We start from the raw sequence: 22512 nt of genomic DNA, 5'->3' as shown, positions 1-22512 counted from the left end.
AGCGGCCGATTGAAGTGCCGGTGAAAGCGCTTTTGTGCTGTATATATGGGAAAATTGTTTTCCCCGTGGGAATACGTGCCTGGGCACGGCCGCCAAGCGCCGCTGCTTGCACTTTCCTAGTGCGAAACTAATATTACTGAACGGAAAGCGTGCAGGATCTGATGACTATGTCCACCGAAACCGCCCCCCGCCTCAAACTCGAGCAATACCTGGGTTTGCAGATCAAACGCCAGCGCCAGGCCCAGGACCTGAAGCTGTCCGACGTGGCGAAGATTGCCGATATCAGCCAGGGCATGTTGAGCAAGATCGAAAACGCCCAGGTCTCCACCAGCCTCGACACCCTCAGCCGCCTGTGCGATGTGCTCGGGCTGCCGTTGTCGAAATTGTTCGCCGAATACGATCAACAGGACGGCAGTGCCTTGCTGGTCAAGGCCGACCAAGGCATGGAAGTGGTGCGCCGGGGGACGGAAAAGGGGCATACCTACCATCTGCTCAACCATACCCGGGGGCCGAAGAAGAGCTTCGAGGCATACATGGTCAGCATGGACGACGCCAGCGAGGAGTTCCCAACCTTTGCCCACCCTGGGACCGAGTTTCTGCACTTGTTGGAAGGGGAGCTGATTTATCGGCATGGGAATCAGCTGTATCGGATGGAAGCCGGCGACAGCCTGACGTTCGAGGGCGAGATTCCCCATGGGCCGGAAGAATTGGTGCGGGTGCCGATTCGCCTGCTGTCGATCATGAATTACGGCAACGACAAAGAATAATCCGGACTCGCGATACACCTGAAGCACAGAGATCCAATTGTGGGAGGGGGGCAAGCCCCCTCCCACATTTTCAACAGCGTTCGATGCCACTGGGCCTGTGGAAAATTTCCCCTCAGTTAAAAAACTTTCCCAAAACCCCTAGACGCCCTGCGTCCATTCCCCTATAAAGCCACTTCAGGAATATTTTATTCCTCACAAGAAAATGCGCTCACGGAATGAGCCTGCTGTCCTCTGACGTTTTTTCGCTATGCGATGAGCTGCCGCCATCATCCCGAGGACGTGTCATGCAACACGAAAAAAACCATTTCATCATCAAGGTCACTTGTCCCGCGGTGTCCGGCATTGTCGCTGCCGTCACCACGTACCTGGCGGACAACGCGTGCTACATCGGGGAGATGGCGCAGTTCGATGATGACTTCAGCGGTCGCTTCTTCATGCGTGCCGTGTTCCGTTTCAACGATGGGCACGCCGGCGACCTGGAACAGATCCGCGCCGGTTTCGCCGACGTCGCCCAGGCCTTCGACATGCAGTGGGCGCTGTACGACACCCGCGAGCCGATGCGTGTGCTGCTGATGGTGAGCAAGTTCGACCACTGCCTCACCGACCTGCTCTACCGCTACCACAAGGGCGAGATGGACATGACCATCACCGCCATCGTCTCCAACCACCTCGACCTGCGGCCCATGGCCGAGCGCGAGGGCATCCGCTTTATCTACCTGCCCGTGACCAAGGACACCAAGGCCGCGCAGGAAGCCGAGCTGATGAAGATCGTCGACGACACCCGCACCGAACTGGTGGTGTTGGCGCGCTACATGCAGATCCTCTCCGACGACCTGTGCCGGCAACTGTCGGGGCGCGCGATCAATATCCACCATTCGTTCCTGCCCGGTTTCAAAGGCGCCAAGCCCTATCACCAGGCCTATCAGCGTGGCGTGAAGTTGATCGGCGCCACCGCGCATTATGTGACCAGCGACCTGGATGAGGGCCCGATCATCGAACAGGAAGTGCAGCGCGTGGACCACGTGTACAAGCCCGACGACCTCGTCGCCATCGGCCGCGACACCGAAACCGTGGCCCTGTCCAAGGCGGTCAAGTACCACCTGGAGCATCGGGTGTTCCTCAACCAGGACAGAACGGTGGTGTTCCGGTGAGCGCGCCCAAACTGATCGACGGCAAAGCCGCCGCCGCACGGGTACTGCTGCAAGTGCGCGAAGACGTGGCGCGCCTGCACGAGCAAGCCATTCAACCGGCCCTGGCGGTGATCCTGGTGGGCAACGACGCCGCCAGCCAGGTGTATGTGCGCAACAAGATCCTGCGCGCCGAAGAAGTGGGCATCCGCTCCGTGGAGCATCGGCTGCCCAGCGACACCAGCACCGAACAACTGTTGATCCTGATCGCCCAGTTGAATGCCGACCCGGCGATCCACGGCATTCTCTTGCAATTGCCGCTGCCCAAGCAGATGGACGAACTGCGCGCCCTGGAAGCCATCGCGCCGCAGAAGGACGTGGACGGTTTCCACAGCCAGAACGTCGGCGGCCTCAGCCAGGGGCGCGCCGTGCTCACGCCCTGCACTCCCAGCGGTTGCCTGTACCTGCTGGAGCAAACCTGTGGCGACCTGCGCGGTAAACACGCGGTGGTGGTCGGCCGCTCGAACATCGTCGGCAAGCCCATGGCGGCGCTGCTGCTCAAGGCCGATTGCTCGGTGACGGTGCTGCATTCGCGCAGCCACAACGCCCAGGCCCTGTGCCGCCAGGCCGACATCGTGATCGCCGCCGTGGGCCGCCCACGCTTGATCGATGCCAGCTGGCTCAAACCCGGCGCGGTGGTGATCGACGTCGGCATCAACCGTATCGATGACGACGGCCGCAGCCGCCTGGTCGGCGATGTCGACTTTGACGCCGCCCTGCCCCACGTCGCCGCCATCACCCCGGTCCCCGGCGGTGTCGGCCCGATGACCATTGCCTTCCTGATGAAAAACACCGTGACCGCCGCCCTTGCGCAACATCACGCCCTACGCAGCCAATCGGAGGCCGTATGCCATTCAATCTATTGAAATACGGGCTGAGTTCGGAGTACCCGGTGGAGGTGGATCTGCCGCCGCCCAAAGAACTCAAGTCGAGTTACGACGTGGTGATCATCGGCGCCGGCGGCCACGGCCTGGCGACCGCCTACTACCTGGCCAAGTACCACGGCATCAGCAACATTGCCGTGCTGGAAAAGTCCTATCTGGGCGGCGGCAACACCGCGCGTAACACAGCGGTGATCCGCTCCAACTACCTGACCAGCGAAGGGGTGCGTTTCTACGCCGAGTCAGTGAAGATGTTCCAGGCGCTGTCCAACGAATTCGATTTCAACATCATGTACTCCGAGCGCGGCCAACTGACCCTGGCCCACACCGACGCCACCGTGCGTTCGTTCCGCCAGCGCGCCGAGGTCAACAAGCACTTCGGCGGGCGCACCGAGATGATCGACCGCCAGCAGATCCGCGAACTGGTGCCCAGCCTCAACCTCGACCCCGGCCACCTGCCGGTGCTCGCCGGGCTCTGGCACATCGACGGCGCCACCGCGCGCCACGATGCCGTGGCCTGGGGCTACGCCAAGCAGGCGGCCAAGCGCGGCGTGGAAATCCATCAGCTCACCGAAGTGCAAGACCTGATCATTGAAAACGGCGCCATCACCGCGGTGAAAACCAATCGCGGCACCATCCGGTGCGGCTGCGCGGTGCAGGCGATTGCCGGGCACAGCTCACTGTTGATGGCCAAGGCCGGCATCCGCTCGCCGATCCAGACCTTCCCGCTGCAGGCCATGGTCACCCAGCCGTTCAAGCCGTTCCTCGACCCGCTGGTGAGTTCCTCGGCCCTGCACTGCTACGTGCAGCAAACCAGTCGCGGCGAAGTGGTGTTCGGCGGCGGTTCCGACCCCTACCCGCTGTTCAACACACGCTCGACCCTGGACCTCAAGGAAAGCCTGCTGGCCCATGCCATCGAAATGTTCCCGTTCCTGGCCAACGCCAAGTTGATGCGCCAGTGGGCCGGGATCACCGACATGACCCCGGACTACAGCCCGATCATGGGCCTGTCGCCGGTGAAGAATTACTACCTCGACGCCGGTTGGGGCACCTGGGGTTTCAAGGCCACGCCGATCTGCGGCAAGACCATGGCCGAGTTGGTCGCCAGCGGCGGCAAGGTACCGGAGCTGATCAAACCCTTTGGCCTCGAACGTTTCTCGACCTTCCAGCAAGTCAATGAGATGGGCGCCACGGCGGCCAGTCACTGATGGAGAGCGGACTATGAAAATCATGATGTGCCCGCTCAACGGGCCGCGCAATATCAGCGAGTTCACCTACGGCGGCGAGTTCAAGCCCATGCCCGATCCGGTCAACTGCAGCGACGCCGAATGGGCCGACTACGTGTTCAACACCGACAACCTCGCCGGTGTAGTGCGTGAATGGTGGATGCACACGCCGTCCAGCTACTGGTTCCTCGCCGAGCGCCACACCGTCACCGACGAGATCCTGCGCACCTTCGATCCCAAGGAACTGTTCACCCACCGCGTCGACTTCAACACCCCCCAGGAGATCGCCGGATGAACCGCCTCCCCGCCCCCATGGGCCTGCTGATCCAACGCGATCAGCCACTCGATTTCAGTTTCGACGGCCACCCCTACCAGGGCCTGCAGGGCGACAGCATCGCCAGCGCCCTGCTCGCCAACGGGCGCTTTCTGATGTCGCGCTCGTTCAAATACCACCGCCCACGCGGGCCGCTGAGCATGGCCGGCCAGGACGCCAACAGCCTGGTGCAATTGCCCCAGGAACCCAACGTGCTGGCCGATGCCCACGCGCTGAGCAACGGCCTGGCGGTGACCGCGCAGAACGTCAACGGCACGCTGGACCACGACCGCGATGCCTATATGGGCAAGTTCTCCAAATTCATGCCGGTGGGTTTCTACTACCGCTCGTTCTACAAGCCCAAGGGCATGTGGAAAGTGTGGGAGCCGATCATCCGTAAAAAAGCCGGCCTGGGCGTCCTCGACCTGAACTTCCAGCCCGAGTACTACGACAAGGCCTACCTGTTCACCGACCTCGCCGTCATCGGCGCCGGCCCCGCCGGCTTGCAGGCGGCGCTGACCGCCGCGAATGCCGGGGCGAAGGTGCTGCTGATCGAGCAGCAGCCGATCCTCGGCGGTTCGCTCACTTATGCGCGCTTCGATATCGCCGGCACCCGCGCCGACAACCTGCGCCGCGAATTGCTCAGCGCGGTGCAGCAACACGCGAATATCCAGGTGCTCACCGAGGCCACCTGCAACGCCTGGTTCACCGACAACTACCTGCCGGTGATCCAGGGCAAGCGCCTGTACAAGGTGCGCGCGCAGCAGTGCCTGGTGTGCAGCGGCTCGTTCGACCAGCCGGTGATCTTTCGCAACAACGACCTGCCGGGGGTGATGCTGACCAGCGCCGCGCAACGCCTGATCAAGCTCTACGCCGTCAAGCCCGGCAAACGCGCGGTGGTGCTCACCGGCAACGATGACGGTTACCTCGCCGCCCTCGACCTGCATGACCAGGGCGTGGACGTCGCCGCCGTGGTCGACCTGCGCCACGCCCCCGCCGACCAGGCCCTGGCCGGCGCGCTGGCGCAGCGCAAGATCCGTTGCCTGACTAACAGCACGGTGTTCGAGGCCTTGCATGAAAAAGGCCTGCGCCATGTGAAGGGTGTCGATGTGCGCCAGATCACCGCTCAGGGCCAGGTCAGTGACAAGGGGCAGGTGATCGACTGCGACCTGCTGTGCATGTCGGCCGGCTATATGCCGGTGTACCAACTGCTGTGCCAGGCCGGCGGCAAATTGGCCTATGAGGACTCGCGTGCAGAGTTCAGCCTCAGCGGCCTGCCGCAGAACCTGAATGTGGCCGGTTCGGTCCACGGTCGGCACCAACTGGACAATGTACTGGCGGACGCGAGCAACGCCGCCCACGACATCGCCCTCGCCCTCGGCTTGAGCCCTGCCGCAGCGCGTACCCCGCTGCGCAGCGAAGCCCAGGTCAACTTCAACTGGCCGATCTTCCCGCACCCCAAGGGCAAGGATTTCGTCGACTTCGACGAAGACCTGCAAGTGGCGGATATCATCAACGCCACCCGCATCGGCTACCGCGATGTGCAGTTGGTGAAACGCTACTCCACCGTCGGCATGGGCCCGTCCCAGGGCCGCCACTCGGCGTTGCCGACCGCGCGCCTGGTGGCCTGGGCGACCCAGCGCAATATCAGCGAAACCGGGGTCACCACCGCACGGCCGCCGTTCGTGGCGGAGAAACTCGCCCACGTCGCCGGGCGCGCCTTCGACCCCTACCGGCAAACGCCGATGCATGCGCGGCACCTGCAGGCCGGGGCGAAGATGATGCCCGCCGGCATCTGGCAGCGCCCGGCCTATTACGGCAAGGCCGAGGACCGCGACGCGTGCATGCAGGCCGAAGCCCTGCATGTGCGCAACAAGGTCGGGCTGATCGATGTGTCCACCCTCGGCGGCCTGGACGTGCGCGGCCCGGATGCCGCCGAACTGCTCAACCGGATGTACACCTTCGCATTTCTCAAGCAGCCGGTGGGCCGTTCGCGTTATGCGCTGATGACCAATGAACACGGGGTGGTGATCGACGACGGCGTGTGCGCGCGGCTGGCCGACAAGCACTTCTACGTCACCGCCACCACCAGCGGCGTCGACCGCATCTACCAGCAGATGCTCAAGTGGAACGCGCAATGGCGCCTGGACGTGGATGTGGCCAACGTCACCGCCGCGATCTGTGCGGTGAACGTGGCCGGGCCGGATTCGCGCAAAGTGCTGGAACAGCTGTGCAGCGACCTCGACCTGAGCGCCGAGGGTTTCCCTTACCTCGGCGTGCGCCAGGGCACGGTGGCCGGGATCAAGGCGCGGCTGCTGCGGGTCGGTTTCGTCGGCGAACTGGGTTATGAAATCCACGTTGCCGCACGTCATGGCCTGGCATTGTGGGATGCGTTGATGGCCGCCGGCAAAGCCTTCGACATTCGTCCCTTCGGCGTCGAAACCCAGCGCCTGCTGCGCCTGGAAAAAGGCCACGTGATCATCAGCCAGGACACCGACGGCATGACCCACCCGGCGGAAATCGACATGGGCTGGGCGGTCAGCCGCAACAAACCGTTCTTCGTCGGCCGCCGCTCGGTGGACATCCTCGAAGCCCAGCCGCTGAAACGCAAACTGGTCGGCTTCAGCTTGCCCAAGGGCAGCGTGCAGCCGCTGGAAGGCCACCTGGTGCTCAACGGCCCGGACATCAGCGGCAACGTCACCTCGTGTGAATACTCCGCCAGCCTGGGCCGGATCATCGGCCTGGCCTACGCAGGGATCGACCAGAGCACACCGGGGCAATGCATTCCGATTCGCGTCGAAGGCGGCATCGTCGTCCAGGCCGAAGTGGTGCAGCTACCGTTCTTCGACCCCACCAACCAACGCCAGGAGGGTTAAGCCATGACCAGTCTGAAAGCCCACGAATTGCTCACGCCGCCCTGCCGCCTGATCGACCAGACCGACCTGCCCCGGGTCGGCTTTCGCGGCGCACACAGCGCCGAGTACCTCACGGCCCGCGGTTTCACCCTGCCCGACGCGCCCAACCGAGCGACCGCACAGGCGGACGGCAGCTGGGTGGCGCGCCTGTCACAGAACGAATACCTGCTGCTGGGCAGCCCTGCGGACCAGGGCCAGCGCATCGCCGATGAAGAAGCGCGCTGGGAACTCGACCACCGCGCCCACTACCTGCTGCCGCGCCAGGACAGTCATGCTTGCGTGCTGCTCAGCGGCGCGGTGATTGCCCAGGTGATGGCCAAGCTGTGCGGCGTCGATCTCAGTTTTCCGGCCTTCAAGCCGGGAGCGGTGGCGCAGACGGCGGCGGCACGGATCAATGTGATCGTCATCCACTCGGGAAGCGTGGACGCGCCAGCGTTCCACATCCTCTGGGACCGCGCCTCGAAGGACTACTTCGACGGCGCGTTGCGGGATGCGTTGGAGGAGTTTGGCGGGTTGGGGCTTGCCGATCGCGCGTAAAACCAGGGTCAACGCGGCGCTCTCGGGGTTTTCGCGAGCAAGCTCGCTCCTACAGATGACCCCGTCACCGTAGGAGCGGAGCTTGCCCGCGAGGGTCGTTAACGATGACGCGGTAAGCCAGGATTAACGCAGCGGCCTCAGGTTTTTCGCGAGCAAGCTCGCTCCTACAGATGACCCCGTCGCCGTAGGAGCGGAGCTTGCCCGCGAGGATCGTTAACGATGACGCGGTTAGCCAGGATTAACGCAGCGGCCTCAGGTTTTTCGCGAGCAAGCTCGCTCCTACAGATGACCCCGTCACCGTAGGAGCGGAGCTTGCCCGCGAGGATCGTTAACGATGACGCGGTAAGCCAGGATTAACGCAGCGGCCTCAGGTTTTTCGCGAGCAAGCTCGCTCCTACAGATGACTCCGTCGCCGTAGGAGCGGAGCTTGCCCGCGAGGATCGTTAACGATGACGCGGTAAGCCAGGATTAACGCAGCGGCCTCAGGTTTTTCGCGAGCAAGCTCGCTCCTACAGATGACCCCGTCGCCGTAGGAGCGGAGCTTGCCCGCGAGGGTCGTTAACGATGACGCGGTAAGCCAGGGTCAACGTGGCGCTCTCGGGTTTTTCGCGAGCAAGCTCGCTCCTACAGATGACCCCGTCACCGTAGGAGCGGAGCTTGCCCGCGAGGGTCGTTAACGATGACGCGGTAAGCCAGGATCAACGTGGCGCTCTCGGGTTTTTCGCGAGCAAGCTCGCTCCTACAGATGACTCCGTCACCGTAGGAGCGGAGCTTGCCCGCGAGGGTCGTTAACGATGACGCGGTAAGCCAGGATTAACGCAGCGCTCTCGGGTTTTTCGCGAGCAAGCTCGCTCCTACAGATGACCCCGTCACCGTAGGAGCGGAGCTTGCCCGCGAGGATCGTTAACGATGACGCGGTAAGCCAGGATTAACGCCGCGCTCTCGCCAGAAAAACCTGTTCAGTTGGTATACCCCAACCGCCCCGCCCTGACCGCCTGCGTGTACTGACGCGTCGCCAGGCAGCAATCGATGAGGATCACGCTCGACAGCGCCACACGCCCCCCAGTTTTTTACACGACTGATCCGTAGCTCTGGCGCTAATCTGATCGGCTAATGTGCCACATGGCCAATAGCCATTTCTCGCCTTTACCCCAGTATTTATTGGTTACAAGACCAATAATTGACGTTCATCGGGCGCTTGAAAAAGCAGTTGCATGCTTTGTATTACGGTATACCATAATACCTACAAATCTATAAAAACCGCTCCACCGCCGAGGACCGTCCCATGATCGATGCCGCTATCTACAAACAAGTGATGGGTTCGTTTCCGTCCGGGGTCACCGTGATCACCACGCTCGATGACGACGGGCAAATCGTCGGGCTGACCGCCAGTGCTTTCAGTTCATTATCGATGGACCCGGCGCTGGTGCTGTTCTGCCCCAACTACAGCTCCGACTCGTACCCGGTGTTGATCAAGAACAAACGCTTTGCCATCCACGTGCTTTCCGGCGGGCAGCAAACCGAAGCGTATGCCTTTGCGCGCAAGGGCAAAGACAAGGCCCAAGGCCTCGAATGGACGCTCAGCGAGCGGGGCAATCCGATCCTGGCGAATGCCACGGCGGTGATCGAATGCGAGCTGTGGCGCGAGTACGAAGGCGGCGACCACGCGATCATGGTCGGCTCGGTGAAGAACCTCATCGTGCCCCAGCAGAACGCCGGACCACTGGTGTATTGCCACGGCAAGATGGGCGCATTGCCCATGCCGGCTTAAGCCACACACAAAACTTTGTGGGAGGGGGCTTGCCCCCGATAGCGGTGGGTCAGCTACAGATAAGCTGGCTGTTCCTCCGCCATCGGGGGCAAGCCCCCTCCCACAGTTTGATTGCGGGGTGTCAGCCCCTCCCAGTGGCGTGAGACCACGCGATCATGGTCGGCTCGGTGAAGAACCTCATGCACGTTGAGGATGATCAGCACAGCCACCAGAATCACCGGTAGGCTGGCAATCACCGCAAAGGCCAGGATCAGTTTTTGTTTTATGTTCATCGGGCTCGCCTTCCTTGTGAGGTGAGGGTGTAACCGTTGGAGAGAAAAGTTTTGTGGATATTCCATATTATGGTATACCAACAATCAATCCGCCGAACAGCCGTTATCCCCGGCAAGCGTTACAACGGCGAGAGCACTTAAGGGCCCGCGGTCGACAGGCCGATCACAATAGATCCGAGGTACGCGTCATGAAGTTTTCCCTGTTCGTACACATGGAACGTTGGGACGAGAGCATCAGCCACCGCCAGTTGTTCGAAGACTTGACCGAATTGACCCTGATGGCCGAAGCCGGTGGCTTCAGCACCGTCTGGATTGGCGAACACCACGCCATGGAATACACCATCTCGCCAAGCCCGATGCCGTTGCTGGCTTACCTCGCGGCCAAGACCACCACCATTCACCTGGGCGCCGGCACCATCATCGCGCCGTTCTGGCACCCGCTGCGGGTGGCGGGTGAATGCGCCTTGCTTGACGTGATCAGCAACGGCCGCATGGAAGTCGGCCTGGCCCGTGGCGCCTACCAGGTCGAGTTCGACCGCATGGCCGGCGGCATGCCCGCTTCCAGCGGCGGCCAGGCGCTGCGCGAAATGGTCCCGGTGGTGCGCGCGTTGTGGCAAGGCGACTACGCCCACGACGGCGACATCTGGAAATTCCCCACCTCCACCAGCGTGCCCAAGCCCGTACAGAAGCCCAACCCGCCGATGTGGATCGCCGCCCGCGACCCGGACTCCCACAACTTCGCGGTGGCCAACGGCTGCAACGTGATGGTCACGCCGCTGATGAAGGGCGACGAAGAAGTCCTGGACCTGAAAAACAAATTCCAGACCGCCCTCGACAACAACCCCGGCGTGCCGCGCCCGCAATTGATGGTGCTGCGCCACACCCACGTACACGCCGCCGACGACCCGGAAGGCTGGAAAGTCGGGGCCAAGGCGATCTCCAAGTTCTATCGCACCTTCGATGCCTGGTTCGGCAACAAGGAAGTGCCGGTCAATGGCTTCCTGGCGCCAAGCCCGGAAGAAAAATTCGCCGGCCGCCCGGAGTTCGAGCTGGACAGCCTGCACAAGACCGCGATGATCGGCACCGCCGCAGAAATCATCCCGCGCATCAAGTACTACCAGGAACTGGGCGTGGATGAGTTCAGCTTCTGGTGCGACAACAGCCTGCCCCATGCCGAGAAGAAAAAGTCCCTGGCGCTGTTTATCGAGCAGGTCGTGCCAGCGTTTCGTTGATCGGTGAATGACCAAGCCGCTTGCCTCTTCACGGAGCAGGCGGCTTTTTTCTAGGCCGCGCCTTGCTGGTATTCCCGCGGCGTACAGCCAAACTCACGGCGAAACACCGTATGCAGGTACTGCGCCGACTTGAAGCCACACTGCTGCGCCACATCGGCAATCGCCAGGGCGTGGTTTTCCAGGCCCTTGGCGGCGGCGGCGAGTTTGAAGCGCAGGATCTCGTCATGCACGCTGCACCCGCGTGTCTTGCGAAAGTGCGATTCCAGGGATGAACGCGATACACCGACATACGCCGCGACCTGGGCGGTCTTGATGCCCTGGCAGGCGTACTGGCGGATGAACAGCAGCGCCTGCATCACATACGGATTGCCCAACGGCTGATGCAAGCTGGAAGCCTGCACATTGATTGCATCCGGTGGCACCAGGATCTGCGTGCCGGTGCAGGGTTTGCCGTGCAGCATCTGATGCAGCAGCGCGGCGGCCGTGCGGCCCATGGTTTCCGTGCCCTGGATCACCGAACTCAGCGGCACCCGCGTGAGGGTGCGGGTCAGCGGGTCGTTGTCGATGCCGATCAACGCCACCTCCTCCGGCACGGCGATACCGGCAGTGAGGCAGGCCTGCAGCAATTGCCGGGCGCGGGCGTCGGTGACGGCGATGATGCCGATGGGCTTGGGCAGGCTTTGCAGCCAGGCGATCTGCTGCTCCACCGCGCTGTCCCACAACGGCGCGCTGGTGCCCAGGCCGCGGTACACCTCCACCGGCAAACCATCGCGTTGCAGCAGGCGCTTGAAGGCCTTTTCGCGCTCCTGGGCCCAGCGATTGGCCTGGGCTGGCGGCAGGCTGAAACAGGCAAACCGGGTCAGTCCGGCCTCGATCAAATGCTCATACGCCAGCTTCATCAGCGCATGGTTGTCGGTGGCCACGTAGGGGATGCCCCTGGGGTAGGCACGCGCATCCTCGTAGGAACCGCCCACCGCCACCACCGGCAGCTTGATATCGGCCAGTGCCTCGCCGATCAGCGGGTCGTCGAAGTCGGCAATGATGCCGTCGCCCTGCCAGCGCTCGATGCCTTTGAGGCGGCACAAAAAATCTTCCTCCAGGAACAAATCCCAGGACGCGCGGGTGCTGCTCAGGTAATTGCCGATGCCGGTGATGATGCCGCGGTCATAGATTTTGCTGCCGTTGAACAGCAAGGCGATGCGGTGGACGGGCGGTAGGGTTTTCATTGTTTTTGTCCTGAGGCCGGTCGCCACAGGTTAGACCCCGCCACTCAAAATCGCACTACACCTTGACGATTTTCATAATCGCCGGGCCCAGTGCCGTTGCTAGTATCCAGACACCGCCAAGAACAATAAGGAACACGCCATGACGTACTTCCCCGGTGTCGAGAAGGTTCGCTTCGAAGGCCCCGCCAGCGACGCCCCCCTCGCCTTTCGCCACTACGACGCCAACAAACTGATCCTCGGCAAACCGATGCGCGAACACCTGCGCATGGCCGCCTGTTATTGGCACACCTTCGTCTGGCCCGGCGCGGATATGTTTGGCATGGGCACCTTCAAGCGCCCGTGGCAGCGCAGCGGCGAGCCGATGGAAGTGGCGATCGGCAAGGCCGAGGCGGCCTTTGAGTTTTTCTCCAAGCTGGGCATCGACTACTACAGCTTTCACGACACTGACGTGGCGCCGGAAGGCAGTTCGCTCAAGGAGTACCGCAACCACTTCGCGCAGATGGTCGATCACCTCGAACGCCACCAGGAACAGACCGGCGTCAAACTGCTGTGGGGCACCGCCAATTGCTTCAGCAACCCGCGCTTTGCCGCCGGCGCCGCGAGTAACCCGGACCCGGAGGTGTTCGCCTACGCCGCCGCCCAGGTGTGCAGCGCGATGAACGCCACGCTGCGGCTCAAGGGCGCCAATTATGTGCTGTGGGGCGGCCGCGAAGGTTACGAAACCCTGCTCAATACCGACCTCAAGCGCGAGCGCGAACAGCTCGGGCGCTTTATGCACATGGTGGTGGAGCACAAGCACAAGATCGGCTTCAAGGGCGACCTGCTGATCGAACCCAAGCCCCAGGAGCCGACCAAGCACCAATACGATTACGACAGCGCCACGGTGTTCGGCTTCCTGCATGAGTACGGCCTGGAACACGAGATCAAGGTGAATATCGAGGCCAACCACGCGACCCTGGCCGGGCACAGCTTTCATCATGAGATCGCCACCGCGGTGTCCCTCGGGATCTTCGGCAGCATCGACGCCAACCGCGGCGACCCGCAGAACGGCTGGGACACCGACCAGTTCCCCAACAGCGTCGAGGAGATGACCCTCGCGACGTATGAAATCCTCAAGGCCGGCGGCTTCAAGAATGGCGGCTACAACTTCGATTCCAAGGTGCGCCGCCAGAGCCTGGACGAGATCGACCTGTTCCACGGCCACGTCGCCGCCATGGATGTGCTCGCCCTGGCGCTGGAACGCGCGGCGGCGATGGTGCAGAACGATCGGTTGCAGCAGTTCAAGGACCAGCGCTATGCCGGCTGGCAGCAACCGTTGGGCCAGGCGGTACTGGCCGGCGAATTCAGCCTGGAATCCCTGGCCGAACATGCGTTTGCCCACGAACTCAACCCGCAGGCCGTGAGTGGTCGGCAGGAGATGCTGGAGGGCATCGTGAATCGATTTATCTACACCTGATCACGCAGCCCTCTGTGTAGGAGCGAGCTTGCTCGCGAAAAACGTCAACGATGACGCGTGATGCCTGGATAAACGTGTCGAGTTCGCGATTTTCGCGAGCAAGCTCGCTCCTACACAGGGGGCGGCGGTGACATTTGCGCGACAAATCTACGCACAGAGCGTCGAGGGACGCTCTACAGTTCTACCCGCATCACGCTGTGTCTTTCCAACAACAATAAAAGGACGCACCACCATGAAGTCATTTAAACGCACCCTGCTCGCCTCTGCCCTGGCCCTGCTCGCCCTGCCGGTCATGGCCGATCCGGCCCATCCGAAAATCGGTTTTTCCATCGACGACCTGCGCCTGGAACGCTGGTCCCGCGATCGTGACTACTTCGTCGCGGCGGCGGAAAAACTCGATGCCAAGGTGTTTGTGCAGTCGGCCGATGCCAACGAGCAAAAGCAGATTTCCCAGATCGAAAACCTGATCTCCCGCGGCGTCGACGTGATCGTGATCGTGCCGTTCAACGCCACCGTGCTGACCAACGCCATCGCCGAAGCCAAGAAGGCCGGGATCAAGGTGGTGTCGTATGACCGCCTGATCCTCAACGCGGATATCGACGCCTACATCTCCTTCGATAACGAAAAGGTCGGCGAGATGCAGGCCAATGGCGTGCTGCAGGCGGCGCCCAAGGGCAACTATTTCCTGCTCGGCGGTGCGCCCACCGACAACAATGCCAAGGTCCTGCGCGAAGGCCAGATGAAGGTGCTGCAACCGGCCATCGACAAGGGCGACATCAAGATTGTCGGCCAGCAGTGGGTCAAGGAATGGAACCCGACCGAAGCCCTGAGCATCGTCGAAAACGCCCTGACCCGGAACAACAATAAGATCGACGCCATCGTCGCCTCCAACGACGCCACCGCCGGCGGTGCGATCCAGGCCCTGGCCGCGCAGAAGCTGGCGGGCAAGGTGCCGATCTCCGGGCAAGACGCCGACCTCGCCGCCGTCAAGCGCGTGATCGACGGCACCCAGACCATGACCGTGTACAAGCCGCTCAAACTGATCGCCACCGAAGCCGCCAAGCTCTCGGTGCAACTGGCGCGCAACGAGAAGCCCACCTACAGCTCGCAATACGACAACGGCAGCAAGAAAGTCGACACCATCCTGCTCACCCCGACCCCGCTGACCAAGGCCAATATCGACCTGTTGGAGAAGGACGGCTTCTACACCAAAGAGCAGATCGGCCTGTAGGAGCGGGCTTGCCCGCGAAAAACGTCAACGATGACGCGGGCATCCTGGATGTGCGCGTTGCCTGGGGGTTCTTCGCGAGCAAGCTCGCTCCTACGGGAAACCGCGTTTCTTCGGCCTTTTGTGTGAGCCATCGCCATGTCGCACTACCTGCTGCAAATGAACGGCATCGTCAAACGCTTTGGCGGTGTCAACGCGCTCAACGGCATCGATATCAAGGTGCGGCCGGGGGAATGTGTCGGCCTGTGCGGCGAGAACGGAGCCGGTAAATCCACCTTGATGAAGGTGCTGTCGGCGGTTTATCCCCATGGCACCTGGGACGGCGAAATCCTCTGGGACGGGCAGCCGCTCAAGGCCCAGTCGATCAGCGAAACCGAGGCGGCCGGCATCGTCATCATTCACCAGGAACTGACCCTGGTGCCGGACCTGTCGGTGGCCGAGAACATCTTCATGGGCCACGAACTGACCCTGCCCGGCGGGCGCATGAACTACCCGGCGATGCTGCACCGCGCCGAAGCGTTGATGCGCGAGCTGAAGGTGCCGGACATGAACGTCGCGCTGCCGGTGTCGCAGTATGGTGGTGGCTACCAGCAACTGGTGGAAATCGCCAAGGCCCTGAATAAACAGGCGCGCCTGCTGATCCTCGACGAGCCTTCCTCGGCCCTGACCCGCTCGGAAATCGAGGTACTGCTGGAGATCATCAAGGGCCTCAAGGCCAAGGGCGTGGCCTGCGTGTACATCTCCCACAAGCTCGATGAAGTGGCGGCGGTGTGCGACACCATCACGGTGATCCGCGACGGCCAGCACATCGCGACCAGCGCCATGGCCGACATGGATATCCCCCGGATCATCACGCAGATGGTCGGGCGCGAAATGAGCAACCTCTACCCCACCGAGCCGCATGAGATCGGTGAGGTGATGTTCGAAGCGCGCCATGTCACCTGCTACGACGTCGACAACCCCAAGCGCAAACGCGTGGACGACATCTCCTTCGTACTCAGGCGCGGGGAAATCCTCGGCATTGCCGGGCTGGTCGGCGCCGGGCGCACGGAGCTGGTCTCGGCCTTGTTCGGCGCCTACCCCGGCCGCTACAGCGCCGAAGTCTGGCTCGATGGCCAACTGATCGACACGCGCACGCCGCTCAAATCGATCCGCGCCGGGCTGTGCATGGTGCCCGAGGACCGCAAGCGCCAGGGCATCATTCCCGACCTGGGCGTGGGCCAGAACATCACCCTGGCGGTACTCGACACCTACGCGCACCTGACGCGCATCGACGCCGAGGCCGAACTGGGCAGCATCGACCGGCAGATCGCGCGCATGCATCTCAAGACCGCCAGCCCGTTTTTGCCGATCACCAGCCTGTCCGGCGGCAATCAGCAAAAGGCCGTGCTGGCGAAAATGCTCATGGCCAAGCCCAAGGTGCTGATCCTCGACGAGCCCACGCGCGGGGTGGATGTGGGCGCCAAGTATGAGATCTACAAACTGATGGGCGCGCTGGCGGCCGAAGGCGTGGCGATCATCATGGTCTCCTCGGAACTGGCCGAAGTGCTCGGCGTGTCCAACCGCGTGCTGGTGATCGGCGACGGCCAGTTGCGTGGGGATTTCATCAACGAAGGCCTCACCCAGGAACAGGTCCTCGCCGCTGCGCTCAGCCAAAATAATAATGATCGGAAGACCGCTTAGATGAATCAGCTCAAACAGCTGTTTACCCGCTACAAAATGCTCGCGTTGGTGATCGCCGTGGCGTTCATCTGGCTGTTTTTCAGTTGGCAGACCGAGGGCGGCTTCCTCACCCCGCGCAACCTGTCCAACCTGCTGCGGCAGATGTCGATCACCGGGATTCTGGCCTGCGGCATGGTGCTGGTGATCATCAGCGGCGAGATCGATTTGTCGGTGGGCTCGATGCTCGGCTTGTTGGGCGGGCTCGCGGCGATTCTGGACGTGGTCTATCACCTGCCGCTGCTGGCCAACCTGAGCCTGGTGGCGCTGTGCGGGTTGATGATCGGTTTGGCCAACGGCTACATGACCGCGTACCTGCGCATCCCGTCGTTTATCGTCGGTTTGGGCGGCATGCTGGCGTTTCGCGGGATTCTGCTGGGCATCACCGGCGGCACCACCATCGCGCCGGTGTCGCCGTCGCTGGTGTACGTGGGCCAGGGCTATCTGCCGCATGCGGTGGGCATCGGCCTCGGGATTTTGCTGTTTGCCCTGACCCTGTTTTTGACCTGGAAACAACGGCGCAACCGCGCACTGCATGGCTTGGCCGCACACTCATTGATGCGCGACGTGCTGCGCGTGGCGGTGATCGGCGCGGTGCTGGCCGGGTTCGTCACCACCCTCAACAGCTACGACGGCATCCCGGTGCCGGTGCTGCTGTTGCTGGTGCTGCTCGGCGTGTTCAGCTACGTCACCAGCCAGACCGTATTCGGCCGCCGCGTGTATGCGGTGGGCAGCAACATGGAAGCCACGCGCCTGTCGGGCATCAACGTGCAGGCCGTCAAACTGTGGATCTTCGGCATCATGGGCGTGATGTGCGCCCTCGCCGGCCTGGTCAACACCGCACGCCTCGCCGCCGGTTCACCGTCGGCAGGCAACATGGGCGAACTCGACGCCATCGCCGCCTGCTTTATCGGCGGCACCTCCATGCGCGGCGGCTCGGGCACGGTGTATGGCGCGCTGCTCGGGGCGCTGGTGATTACCAGCCTGGATAACGGCATGTCGATGCTGGATGTGGACAGTTACTGGCAGATGATTGTGAAGGGCAGCATTTTGGTGCTGGCGGTGTGGGTGGATGTGAGTACGCGGGCGGGTCGCCGATAAACCCCACTCTCCCATGTGGGAGGGGGCTTGCCCCCGATGGCGGTGGGTCAGTCACTGCATGAGTGCCTGAACCACCGCCATCGGGAGCAAGTCGAACCGTCGCACCGCCCCTCCCACATTGACCGCATTCCATTGTTTGAGCGGCGGTGTGGGTGGATGCGAGTACGCGGGCAGGTCGCCGGTGAGTCATTTACCGGAACGCTGCACCTCCCCCATAAACTGATGCGCTTGGGCCTTGAGCCAATCAAGCAAACGGGCGATATCGGGCTCTGATTGTCGTCCGTTTCGACAAATGATGTAGTACGCAGCAGGCGACATCATTAAGGGGGCCTCCAACGCAACCAATTCACCGTCTTTCAATTGGTCATACACCAGTGCCGTCCTGCCCAGCGCAATCCCGCCGCCTTTCACTGCCAAACTGATGGCCAGGCTGGAATCTGGAAAGCGCGGCCCATGGTGATACGGCGGTGCCTCTAGCCCTTGAAATGCAAACCAGCTCTCCCACCCTGGGCATACCTGATCGTCGACGCGATGAATCAGCGGGTACCGCGCTATTTCCTCCAGCGCAATATCACCATTCACACGTTTGAATTCCGGCGAGCACACAGGGAACACCGCATCGCGCATCAGCAGTTCGGCATGATGATCCGGGTAGTCGCCATACCCCATCACCACCGCGACATCGAACGGGTGAGCACTTAAGCTGGCGCTGCTTATGTCCGCGCTGGTCAACACCAGATCAAGGTTGAATGCCGCTTCGGCGTGAGCACCATGCATTCTGGGAATCAGCCAGGTTGCACAAAGAGAGGAGGTGCATGAAAGGTAAAGTGGCTGGGATCTACTCGGGTTGAGCGAATGCAGCACCGTATCCAGTTCTTTGAAAAAACCATCGGTCACTGGCAACAAGGCCTGCCCCGCTGTCGTGAGTTTGACCCCCCGCGAATGCCGCTCGAACAACTGCACCCCCCACCATTCTTCCAGGCCCGCAATTTGATGGCTGATGGCACTGGCGGTGAGGTTCAACTCGAACGCAGCACGCGCAAAACTGCCCGTTTGCGCGGCGCTGACGAAGGCTTGAAGCATGGGAGTGGGTGGCGGGCGCTGGGCCATCAGGTGCTCACTTTGATCAGGATGATCCCACAGACAATGACGAATGCCGAAAGCATCCGTCGCCAGCCGAACTGCTCCCGGAAGAACAGCGCAGCAATGATGGCGCCGATAATAACACTGGTTTCCCGCAGGGCTGAGACCTTGGCCACTGCGTCCAGCGACAACGCAAACAGGACCAAACCGTAGGACGCCAAGTAAAAAACACCGCCCATTGCACCTACCCGCCAGTGGTCGCGCACAGCCTGGGTGAGTGCTGATCGCGTCTTGAAAAACGCCAGCATCGGAATCGGAATGCTCTGGAACAGCGTGAGGTAGATGATGTACTGCAGCACCGTCTCACTGGCTCTTACACCTTTGGCATCCACCACCGTGTAGGACGCGATGAACACCCCCGCACACACGGCCATCAGAATTGGTTTGAACATCTGCGCGGTCATCCTGCGCACAAACGTCAGGCTGATGATCCCCGCGCAAATCAGCAGCACTCCCGCCATCGACGGGGACGACAGCTGTTCATGCAAAAGGAAGTAGGAAAACACCGCAACCAACACCGGCGGCACGCCACGCATCACCGGGTAGACCTGGCCGAAGTCGCCTGTTTCATAAGCCTTGATTAGGAACAATCGATAGACCGTATTGAGCATCACAGAAATCAGCACATAGCCCCACACCTCCAGGCTCGGTACGTTGACCAACGGCAGCGCCGCCAGGCAGATCACTAATGCGGTGCCATCGACCATGGCCAAGGTCATGAAACGGCTGCTGCCGGCACGGACAACGGCATTCCAAGTGGCGTGCATGAAGGCGGAGATCAAGACCAGGGTGATGGCTATGTTGGCGTTGTCCATGAGGGCTCGGCTTTTGAGTGGGTATAAAGGTCGCGCGCCATGCGTGGCATGGGCATCATTGCTTGCGTAACCACATCCGCAACATGTAGCGATTCAAGGCGTTTAAAGGCTCTGCATCATCAATTTCCGAGCGTGGAGAATGCATATCGATGAAATGCGTTCGGGTATGGAGAAACTTGTTGTCCGCGGAAATAAGCACCTGACCAGGCTCAAGCAATACACGATGCTGAACAGATGATTGATCGAGAACTGTATCCAGAAAATCCAATGCTTGAACCTGCGCCAACGTCAACGGCATTTTCGCTTTAAGGTGAGCCGATTCAATGTAGACGCGAAAGTACCTTATCAAGGGAATACCTTCATTGGAAAAACTCAGGATGGGCGCTTTAAATAGGCACTCGTCCTCTGACATGCCTCTATTTTCAAAATAGAAATCGCATTTAAGCTCCTCGAGAACTTCCGGAAATGCCATCAGCTCCGCATATACCGCGCTTGCATCAATAAGAATGCTCTCGCCTCCCAGAAGCGCTTTCTGTCCACAAGCCAGAATCAAATAGTCGATAGGGAGAGGGTCGCTGACGCCATCGTTATGTACGTAGGCGCCCTGACGGGTCTGATGGTACCTCGCACCCTCTTCAATGCTTTTACCGCCTCGGTCGTAAACCTCAATAACCTTATGACCAAGATGATTTTGCACCATTGGCGTACCAAGCAAAGATCCAAATGTCCACACCAGTGATTTGAAACTTGCAAGGTTATCCGTCCTAAATCCATCAAGGATCAAGACATGACTTTCATGTTCAATAATGTTTCGTATATTGCGCAACGCCTCGCCAAGGGACTGCGAATAAAACGGATCAATGCAAGCGTGTTTTATATCGAATCGACCGGTTTTTGTTTCTGCACCCAACATCGCGCTGGCACTCAGCAACTCTTCAAATGCTGCGTTTGAGAGCCTGATCTTAGATACTGCTTGGCGAAAATTACTGACGTTTATGTTCATCGCAATCCTTTACGGAGGTTAGTTGGCGTCGATATTTAACTCGGCCCACTACACCCTGAAAAAGCGAAAAGTCGTCAGCGCTGCCATCAAGTTCCGTCATGGCAGATCTTTCCTACAGATAGAAACCATCACGTGTTCGTTAGTGGCATTTGGTCATGGTTTTTAAAGGGCCAGCAAGTCGGGTCGCTTTAAATTGCAGGACGTTTCCTAGACAATCTGCGCCGCCTTGTGCCTGTTGGAATCGATGGCTAGTCTGCGGTCCGTCACTGCCAAATCAGTGATCGGGTTTAGTCGCCCGGACTCCAAATTCGGCGCAATGGTCCATGCAGTTTATGGTGGCTGTGCGCAGGGCGCCTTTGGGTGCGCCGGAGTTTCCGATTTTGGCCGGTCGACTAACCTGCGTACAGCCGCCACCTTCGTTTAGTCGCGACCGGTTCGGCTCCTTACTCAAAATTCGGAGTTACACCATGAATAAAGTCCTACCCGACCCACCCATCGATCCCACCAAAGACCGCGCTGCCTTCAACCGCGCCATCGACCATTACCTGCCCACCCAAGGTTTCCACGCCGTCAACGAGGACCTGAGCTTCGAAGACGCCCTGCTCTACACCGCCAGTCTGCTGGACAGCGCTTCGGCGACGGCGCTGGATTGCGGGGAGCTGCTGGAGAAACCGGAGCGGGCGAAGATCCTCGCGGTGTGGCATTTGCTGGAAATCGCCAAAACCACGGTTGACCGCTCCATCGAATGCCTCAGGCCCACGAAGACCACTGCCTGACCACGCACAAAAAATGTGGGAGGGAGCTTGCTCCCGATAGCGGTGGTTCAGGCACTCATGCAGTGACTGCCACTCCGTCATCGGGGGCAAGCCCCCTCCCACATGGACCGCATTTCATTGGAGTTAGTGGCATCTGGTCATGGTTTTTAAAGGGCCAGCAAGTCGGGTCGCTTTAAATTGCAGGACGTTTCCTAGACAATCTGCGCCGCCTTGTGCCTGTTGGAATCGATGGCTAGTCTGCGGTCCGTCACTGCCAAATCAGTGATCGGGTTTAGTCGCCCGACCTCTCATCACGTGCACGGTCTTCCATCAGTTTTTATGGTGGCTGTGCGCAGGGCGCCTTCGGGTGCGCCGGATTTTCGTGATGACCGGTCGACTAACCTGCGTACAGCCGCCACCCTACGTTTAGTCGCGGCGGGGTGGCGAATCTCAATCCATCACGGAATTACACCATGACCAAAGCCCTACCCGACCCACCCATCGATCCCACCAAAGACCGCGCTGCCTTCAACCGCGCCATCGACCATTACCTGCCCACCCAAGGTTTCCACGCCGTCAACGAAGACCTGAGCTTCGAAGACGCCCTGCTCTACACCGCCAGTCTGCTGGACAGCGCTTCGGCGACGGCGCTGGATTGCGGGGAGCTGCTGGAGAAACCGGAGCGGGCGAAGATCCTCGCGGTGTGGCATTTGCTGGAAATCGCCAAAACCACGGTTGACCGCTCCATCGAATGCCTCAGGCCCACGAAGACCACTGCCTGACCACGGACAAAAAAAGTGGGAGGGAGCTTGCTCCCGATAGCGGTGGTTCAGGCACTCATGCAGTGATTGCCACTCCGTCATCGGGGGCAAGCCCCCTCCCACATGGACCGCATTTCATTGGAGTTAGTGGCATCTGGTCATGGTTTTTAAAGGGCCAGCAAGCCGGGTCGCTTTAAATTGCAG

Annotated in this window: 20 protein-coding genes; 15 read left to right on the top strand and 5 right to left on the bottom strand. The window is 61.0% G+C overall.

Features of this window, described 5'->3' with window-relative positions; all coding sequences use genetic code 11:
* The first annotated feature begins 167 nt into the window (after positions 1–167).
* From JN756_RS12620 to JN756_RS12585, 8 genes are all read left to right on the top strand, one after another.
* The gene (locus tag JN756_RS12620) at positions 168–767 is read left to right on the top strand and encodes a helix-turn-helix domain-containing protein (RefSeq protein ID WP_046383917.1); all 600 of its coding nucleotides are present in this window, start codon (positions 168–170) and stop codon (positions 765–767) included.
* Positions 768–1051: 284 nt separating this feature from the next.
* Entirely contained in the window at positions 1052–1918 is an 867-nt protein-coding gene (gene purU / locus JN756_RS12615; RefSeq protein ID WP_046383918.1) for a formyltetrahydrofolate deformylase, read from the top strand.
* Entirely contained in the window at positions 1915–2820 is a 906-nt protein-coding gene (gene folD / locus JN756_RS12610; RefSeq protein ID WP_079443521.1) for a bifunctional methylenetetrahydrofolate dehydrogenase/methenyltetrahydrofolate cyclohydrolase FolD, read from the top strand. Before purU ends, folD begins: the two co-directional genes overlap by 4 nt.
* Entirely contained in the window at positions 2802–4043 is a 1242-nt protein-coding gene (locus tag JN756_RS12605; RefSeq protein ID WP_046383920.1) for an FAD-dependent oxidoreductase, read from the top strand. The genes folD and JN756_RS12605 overlap by 19 nt, the downstream gene beginning before the upstream one ends.
* A gap of 13 nt (positions 4044–4056) precedes the next feature.
* Entirely contained in the window at positions 4057–4356 is a 300-nt protein-coding gene (locus JN756_RS12600) for a sarcosine oxidase subunit delta (protein ID WP_057005905.1), read from the top strand.
* Positions 4353–7250 (top strand): 2Fe-2S iron-sulfur cluster-binding protein, encoded by a 2898-nt coding sequence (locus JN756_RS12595; protein ID WP_201022138.1) that lies wholly within the window; start codon positions 4353–4355, stop codon positions 7248–7250. The genes JN756_RS12600 and JN756_RS12595 overlap by 4 nt, the downstream gene beginning before the upstream one ends.
* Positions 7251–7253: 3 nt before the next feature.
* Positions 7254–7826, top strand: a complete 573-nt coding sequence (locus JN756_RS12590) for a sarcosine oxidase subunit gamma (protein ID WP_201022137.1) — start codon at positions 7254–7256, stop codon at positions 7824–7826.
* A gap of 1285 nt (positions 7827–9111) precedes the next feature.
* Positions 9112–9597, top strand: coding sequence for a flavin reductase family protein (locus JN756_RS12585; protein ID WP_046383924.1), 486 nt, complete (start codon positions 9112–9114; stop codon positions 9595–9597).
* Positions 9598–9650: 53 nt separating this feature from the next.
* Here JN756_RS12585 and JN756_RS12580 read toward each other — a convergent pair whose 3' ends face one another.
* The gene (locus tag JN756_RS12580; protein WP_046383925.1) at positions 9651–9869 is read right to left on the bottom strand and encodes a hypothetical protein; all 219 of its coding nucleotides are present in this window, start codon (positions 9867–9869) and stop codon (positions 9651–9653) included.
* A 188-nt stretch (positions 9870–10057) separates the two neighbouring features.
* Here JN756_RS12580 and JN756_RS12575 point away from each other — a divergent pair, with 188 nt between their 5' ends.
* Complete coding sequence (locus JN756_RS12575) at positions 10058–11101, top strand: LLM class flavin-dependent oxidoreductase (protein ID WP_046383926.1); 1044 nt, start codon at positions 10058–10060, stop codon at positions 11099–11101.
* Between the two features lie 50 nt (positions 11102–11151).
* Here JN756_RS12575 and JN756_RS12570 read toward each other — a convergent pair whose 3' ends face one another.
* Positions 11152–12327: a XylR family transcriptional regulator gene (locus tag JN756_RS12570; protein ID WP_046383927.1), complete on the bottom strand. Its 1176-nt coding sequence runs from the start codon at positions 12325–12327 to the stop codon at positions 11152–11154.
* Between the two features lie 139 nt (positions 12328–12466).
* On the opposite strand from JN756_RS12570, the gene xylA reads away from it, so the two are divergent.
* From xylA to JN756_RS12550, 4 genes are all read left to right on the top strand, one after another.
* Positions 12467–13783, top strand: coding sequence for a xylose isomerase (gene xylA, locus JN756_RS12565; RefSeq protein WP_017847899.1), 1317 nt, complete (start codon positions 12467–12469; stop codon positions 13781–13783).
* A gap of 232 nt (positions 13784–14015) precedes the next feature.
* Positions 14016–15014 (top strand): D-xylose ABC transporter substrate-binding protein, encoded by a 999-nt coding sequence (gene xylF / locus JN756_RS12560; RefSeq protein WP_017847900.1) that lies wholly within the window; start codon positions 14016–14018, stop codon positions 15012–15014.
* A gap of 135 nt (positions 15015–15149) precedes the next feature.
* Positions 15150–16694 carry a D-xylose ABC transporter ATP-binding protein gene (xylG, locus tag JN756_RS12555; RefSeq protein WP_169865995.1) on the top strand — a complete coding sequence of 515 codons (1545 nt, stop codon included), beginning with the start codon at positions 15150–15152 and terminating at the stop codon, positions 16692–16694.
* On the top strand, positions 16695–17831 hold the full coding sequence (locus JN756_RS12550) for a sugar ABC transporter permease (protein ID WP_201022136.1): 1137 nt from the start codon (positions 16695–16697) through the stop codon (positions 17829–17831). It begins immediately after the preceding gene.
* Positions 17832–18017: 186 nt separating this feature from the next.
* Here JN756_RS12550 and JN756_RS12545 read toward each other — a convergent pair whose 3' ends face one another.
* The 3 genes from JN756_RS12545 to JN756_RS12535 are packed head-to-tail and all read right to left on the bottom strand — an operon-like array spanning position 18018 to position 20792.
* Positions 18018–18941 (bottom strand): LysR substrate-binding domain-containing protein, encoded by a 924-nt coding sequence (locus JN756_RS12545; RefSeq protein WP_017847903.1) that lies wholly within the window; start codon positions 18939–18941, stop codon positions 18018–18020.
* Positions 18941–19789, bottom strand: a complete 849-nt coding sequence (locus tag JN756_RS12540) for an EamA family transporter (RefSeq protein WP_046383932.1) — start codon at positions 19787–19789, stop codon at positions 18941–18943. The genes JN756_RS12545 and JN756_RS12540 overlap by 1 nt, the downstream gene beginning before the upstream one ends.
* Positions 19790–19844: 55 nt before the next feature.
* The gene (locus JN756_RS12535) at positions 19845–20792 is read right to left on the bottom strand and encodes a TauD/TfdA family dioxygenase (protein ID WP_126589340.1); all 948 of its coding nucleotides are present in this window, start codon (positions 20790–20792) and stop codon (positions 19845–19847) included.
* Between the two features lie 467 nt (positions 20793–21259).
* On the opposite strand from JN756_RS12535, the gene JN756_RS12530 reads away from it, so the two are divergent.
* Positions 21260–21568, top strand: a complete 309-nt coding sequence (locus JN756_RS12530) for a DUF6124 family protein (protein WP_079443517.1) — start codon at positions 21260–21262, stop codon at positions 21566–21568.
* Between the two features lie 452 nt (positions 21569–22020).
* Complete coding sequence (locus tag JN756_RS12525) at positions 22021–22329, top strand: DUF6124 family protein (RefSeq protein WP_017847906.1); 309 nt, start codon at positions 22021–22023, stop codon at positions 22327–22329.
* The last annotated feature ends 183 nt before the right edge of the window (positions 22330–22512 follow it).

The sequence above is a fragment of the Pseudomonas sp. Y39-6 genome, from assembly GCF_023651955.1.
GTDB classification, from domain to species: domain Bacteria; phylum Pseudomonadota; class Gammaproteobacteria; order Pseudomonadales; family Pseudomonadaceae; genus Aquipseudomonas; species Aquipseudomonas veronii.
This window is presented reverse-complemented; position numbering and strand designations above follow the sequence as displayed.

Bases quoted from the DNA above. Each gene is read 5' to 3' on its own strand.
- JN756_RS12620 (WP_046383917.1), top strand. From the start codon at position 168: ATGTCCACCGAAACCGCCCCCCGCCTCAAACTCGAGCAATACCTGGGT.
- purU (WP_046383918.1), top strand. From the start codon at position 1,052: ATGCAACACGAAAAAAACCATTTCATCATCAAGGTCACTTGTCCCGCG.
- JN756_RS12605 (WP_046383920.1), top strand. From the start codon at position 2,802: ATGCCATTCAATCTATTGAAATACGGGCTGAGTTCGGAGTACCCGGTG.
- JN756_RS12600 (WP_057005905.1), top strand. From the start codon at position 4,057: ATGAAAATCATGATGTGCCCGCTCAACGGGCCGCGCAATATCAGCGAG.
- JN756_RS12595 (WP_201022138.1), top strand. From the start codon at position 4,353: ATGAACCGCCTCCCCGCCCCCATGGGCCTGCTGATCCAACGCGATCAG.
- JN756_RS12590 (WP_201022137.1), top strand. From the start codon at position 7,254: ATGACCAGTCTGAAAGCCCACGAATTGCTCACGCCGCCCTGCCGCCTG.
- JN756_RS12585 (WP_046383924.1), top strand. From the start codon at position 9,112: ATGATCGATGCCGCTATCTACAAACAAGTGATGGGTTCGTTTCCGTCC.
- JN756_RS12580 (WP_046383925.1), bottom strand. From the start codon at position 9,869: ATGAACATAAAACAAAAACTGATCCTGGCCTTTGCGGTGATTGCCAGC.
- JN756_RS12575 (WP_046383926.1), top strand. From the start codon at position 10,058: ATGAAGTTTTCCCTGTTCGTACACATGGAACGTTGGGACGAGAGCATC.
- JN756_RS12570 (WP_046383927.1), bottom strand. From the start codon at position 12,327: ATGAAAACCCTACCGCCCGTCCACCGCATCGCCTTGCTGTTCAACGGC.
- xylA (WP_017847899.1), top strand. From the start codon at position 12,467: ATGACGTACTTCCCCGGTGTCGAGAAGGTTCGCTTCGAAGGCCCCGCC.
- xylF (WP_017847900.1), top strand. From the start codon at position 14,016: ATGAAGTCATTTAAACGCACCCTGCTCGCCTCTGCCCTGGCCCTGCTC.
- xylG (WP_169865995.1), top strand. From the start codon at position 15,150: ATGTCGCACTACCTGCTGCAAATGAACGGCATCGTCAAACGCTTTGGC.
- JN756_RS12550 (WP_201022136.1), top strand. From the start codon at position 16,695: ATGAATCAGCTCAAACAGCTGTTTACCCGCTACAAAATGCTCGCGTTG.
- JN756_RS12545 (WP_017847903.1), bottom strand. From the start codon at position 18,941: ATGGCCCAGCGCCCGCCACCCACTCCCATGCTTCAAGCCTTCGTCAGC.
- JN756_RS12540 (WP_046383932.1), bottom strand. From the start codon at position 19,789: ATGGACAACGCCAACATAGCCATCACCCTGGTCTTGATCTCCGCCTTC.
- JN756_RS12535 (WP_126589340.1), bottom strand. From the start codon at position 20,792: ATGAACATAAACGTCAGTAATTTTCGCCAAGCAGTATCTAAGATCAGG.
- JN756_RS12530 (WP_079443517.1), top strand. From the start codon at position 21,260: ATGAATAAAGTCCTACCCGACCCACCCATCGATCCCACCAAAGACCGC.
- JN756_RS12525 (WP_017847906.1), top strand. From the start codon at position 22,021: ATGACCAAAGCCCTACCCGACCCACCCATCGATCCCACCAAAGACCGC.